The following is a 3405-nucleotide window of genomic DNA, read 5'->3' on the forward strand; positions in this document are numbered from 1 at the left end:
CGATGGCTCATTTCGCAGGCCAGAAGCTCGCGGCTTCTTCCGCCTGCTTGCGGCCGGTCACATTAACGAAGGTGCCGAACATCAGCGCTGGGAAAAATCGCAGATCCTATGCCCAGTCTTGGCGCCGCAATCCCGACATGTGCTGGATCGCCCGCGGTCCCAAATCAAACTTGGTCCTCGCGCCAAGGTGGCGATGCGGGTCCGGTCAAGCCTGCTCGAGCGAAAGCTGGCGCACCCTTTACAAAGGACGATAAATTCACTGCCGGTATAATGGCATTTCCGTCAATGAACGGCTTTCTGGCCATCGTTGAGGCATCCTGACGGACTGCGAGCGCAACGCGTTTCGACCTGCGGAGGGAACCTCGGCGTTCAACATCAAACGACTAAGTACAGCAGGACGACATCGTCAGGCACTGAACGCCACCCTACCTACCTAGGGCGTCCCCCCATCATCAGCCTAGGCGGCGCACTCGTTCCGGAACATTGCCAGATTCCGGCGTCTCAGCGCCGCGCCTTCAATATTCTCGCCTCTCGCAGCAATGATCCACGATCAGTACCGACCATATCGATCAGCTCGCGTGCCTGGGCTTCCGTAATCCCGGTTTCGCGCGCCAGGAAACGGATGAGAAAGTCTTCTTGCTCCTCCCTATGCCCACGATCCCGTCGCTTCTCATCGGCGATGTATGACGATTTCGGCTGTTCTATCGAACGCGGCGATGGGGTGTCCTCATTGTAATGCACGCCTTGCACGGTCAGCCCTGCCTCCTCTGCAGCCGCCAAAAACGCCTGCCGGGCATTTTCCACCTCGTCGTCCGAAGTCAGTGAGCCGGTACAGGCCTGCAACGCGTCTCGGTATATTGATCCGTGCTCGTCCGGCCACTTCTCCATCAGCAAGATGGCAGCCTCGGAAGCACTGGACAACCTGCGGAGTTCTCCATTTGGCAACTCGATCGTTACTGGAACCCTGAAAAAAGCGTCGTGCATCGCGTCACCCCTATCCCACCATCTCTCAGCGAACGGGGCGCGACGACATTCGTTCCAGCGCAACATGTAACGCGGCCTATCCGTCCAACGTCAGGCACCTGACGCCGATCTCACAATGAGGCGCCACCGTTTGGGGGCATGTAGGCGGTCGGCGCGGCCCTTAGTCGGCCGGGCGTCGACGAAAGGCTCAGATCAAAGCATCCATTGGCGGCTTGGGGCGTTAAGACTGACGTCAGCAGGCCCCAACCGAATAGCTAGGGCTGGCGCAATCTCGGAGAACATTCACACATGGATATTCCTAAAGGTGCGACCGTTGCTGTGGCCGATGGCGAAAGGCTCAATCTGTTCCGCAATTCAGGAGACGAAGCCAATCCAAAGCTGACGGCCTCGGTCGTGGAAGACGTCGCAAACGAGAACAAGGGATCCGGTGCGCGTCATCAGAGCAGCTCCGCCAATCCGGACAACAGTCAAATCGAGGAGGACAATTTTGCGGCCGGAACCGCCGAACTGCTCAACCGACACGTCCTCGGCGGAGAAATCGCCAATCTGATCATCATCGCCGCTCCTCGAACGCTTGGCGAACTGCGCAAGCACTATCATCAGAAATTATCGGACGTTCTGATTGGCGAAATCGCCAAGGATCTCACCGGCCATTCGGCCCACGAGATAGAGAAGGCAGTTGCCAGCGCCTAGACGCATAATCGACAGAACTCAAATCTGCATCGCGCCCGCGCTCTGATCGTATTCGCGCCTGCGTCGAATTGAAGGACTTTATCATGACAAAATCCATTGGATGGTTGGCCGCAGCAGTGCTTTGCATTACAGCGCCTGCTCAGGCCGCTGACGGCGCCTTTCTGAAATCGTTTGCCGGCAGCTGGGTTGGCAAGGGCACGGTCAAGGTCGACGCTGATTCCCAACCCATCAAAATCAACTGCAAATTTGCATCTGACGCGACTGAAAGCTCATTGGCGCTTAACGGCAAGTGTACAGGTTACGTGGTCTTCTCGCGGGCGATCGGCGCCGACGTGAAGACGAATGGCAAAACCTATACGGGCATATACACCGGATCGAGCACCGGTCCGGCTGGCCCCAGTGGCGGTCGATCAGGCAACGCACTGGTTCTAGGCATCCATTGGGCAAAGGAAGTCAATGGCGACCGTACGGCCCAGCTGAGGCTGGAAAAAGTTGGTGACAATGGGATGCGCCTAACGACGATCGATAAGGATCCGGCGACGGGCAAGACCATTGTGATCAGTCGGATTGATCTCAGCCGCTCCTAGCGTCTGGTCGGCAAATATCCGACGCCTCGCTAGTCGAAGACGGGGCTGCCGGGCCGACTATTACGTGAGCTCGTAGTAAAAATCGCAAATCAGGTCCGCGACTTTGACGGCTTCAAAGTCAGTCATGTGCGCAGCTGTCTCAACAGCCACGACCCCCATATCGTCCTGATCGATCGCCAGAAGATCCAGTATCTTTGCGAACTTGAACTTGAGCTCCCGGTCACCATCGAATTCATCGATGGTAACGTGCAGAATGTTCACATTTGCGTCGATCAATCGCGTTTGTATGGCGTCGGTAGAGGCTGCTAGTGTGCGAATTGCCGCGAAAAAGTGCTCTCGCGCATTGGCATATTTGTCGTCCATTTTGATACCTTCAAAGTTGAAAAGCTGCGCCCTGGACGTCGTGCGCGAACCGGGACTTACGCGTTTGGCATAGGCTGAGTCAACAATGGCGGCCCGCCCGTACAGGTCAGTTTGAGATTCAGGGCTTGCGAATTGACAGCCGGGCTTCCCGCATGAGCTACGACCATTTGGCGCGGCACAATAAGCTGACAAGCTCGCGAGCTTCCGCTTCAGTGATGCCCTGCTTCTTTGGCTTCGGGGAACCAACGTGGCAGTGGCCAGTTTGCATAGCGAGGGGACACATCACGGAGATTCAAATGACACGCCGACCAAAGATTTTGGCCAGCACCGCACTCGGGTTGCTCATCGCCTCGGTGCCGTTAGGGGCGCCGCTCAGCGCAGCATTCAGCGCTGGACGGTTCGCCGAATCCGCAACGCCGATTTTTATCAAGTTGAAATGTAAGGAGGGCGAGTCCGCCGAAGCCTGCGCGCTAAGGCAACAGGCTCCGTCCGAAAACGCTGCTCCACCTCCAGCGACCGAACCACAGCCTACTCCAAAACCGCAGGAGCAGCCAAAAGAGGCAGCTCCGGCGTCTGAGTCAACTCCCGTTCCAGAATCCACGCCACCGGCTGAACTGTCGACGAAGAAACAGCCCGCTCCAACAGCCGAGCCTGTGCCGGCGCCGCCAGCCGAGCCTGCGCCCAACAAGGCTCCCGACGAACCGGCAGGCAAGCAAGTCCAGCCGCCCGCAGACAAGGCGCCTTTGCCCACCCCGGCTCCCCAAGCGCCCGCTGCGAC

Annotated in this window: 5 protein-coding genes; 3 read left to right on the forward strand and 2 right to left on the reverse strand. The window is 57.9% G+C overall.

The features are described from left to right. A partial coding sequence (locus EN949_RS36280) for a hypothetical protein (protein ID WP_206534995.1) occupies positions 1 to 271 on the forward strand: 271 nt, incomplete at its 5' end. A gap of 230 nt (positions 272 to 501) precedes the next feature. On the opposite strand, the gene EN949_RS33895 is transcribed toward EN949_RS36280, so the two are convergent. Beyond that, entirely contained in the window at positions 502 to 984 is a 483-nt protein-coding gene (locus EN949_RS33895; RefSeq protein WP_245459233.1) for a DUF982 domain-containing protein, read from the reverse strand. 288 nt (positions 985 to 1272) lie between these two features. On the opposite strand from EN949_RS33895, the gene EN949_RS33900 reads away from it, so the two are divergent. Beyond that, positions 1273 to 1677, forward strand: a complete 405-nt coding sequence (locus tag EN949_RS33900; protein WP_127369785.1) for a host attachment protein — start codon at positions 1273 to 1275, stop codon at positions 1675 to 1677. A gap of 83 nt (positions 1678 to 1760) precedes the next feature. Continuing rightward, entirely contained in the window at positions 1761 to 2264 is a 504-nt protein-coding gene (locus tag EN949_RS33905; protein WP_127367679.1) for a hypothetical protein, read from the forward strand. A 60-nt stretch (positions 2265 to 2324) separates the two neighbouring features. Here EN949_RS33905 and EN949_RS33910 read toward each other — a convergent pair whose 3' ends face one another. Next, positions 2325 to 2627 (reverse strand): hypothetical protein, encoded by a 303-nt coding sequence (locus EN949_RS33910; RefSeq protein ID WP_127367678.1) that lies wholly within the window; start codon positions 2625 to 2627, stop codon positions 2325 to 2327. Between the last annotated feature and the right edge of the window lie 778 nt (positions 2628 to 3405).

Source organism: Mesorhizobium sp. M7A.F.Ca.US.007.01.2.1, assembly GCF_003998165.1.
Lineage (GTDB): Bacteria > Pseudomonadota > Alphaproteobacteria > Rhizobiales > Rhizobiaceae > Mesorhizobium > Mesorhizobium ciceri.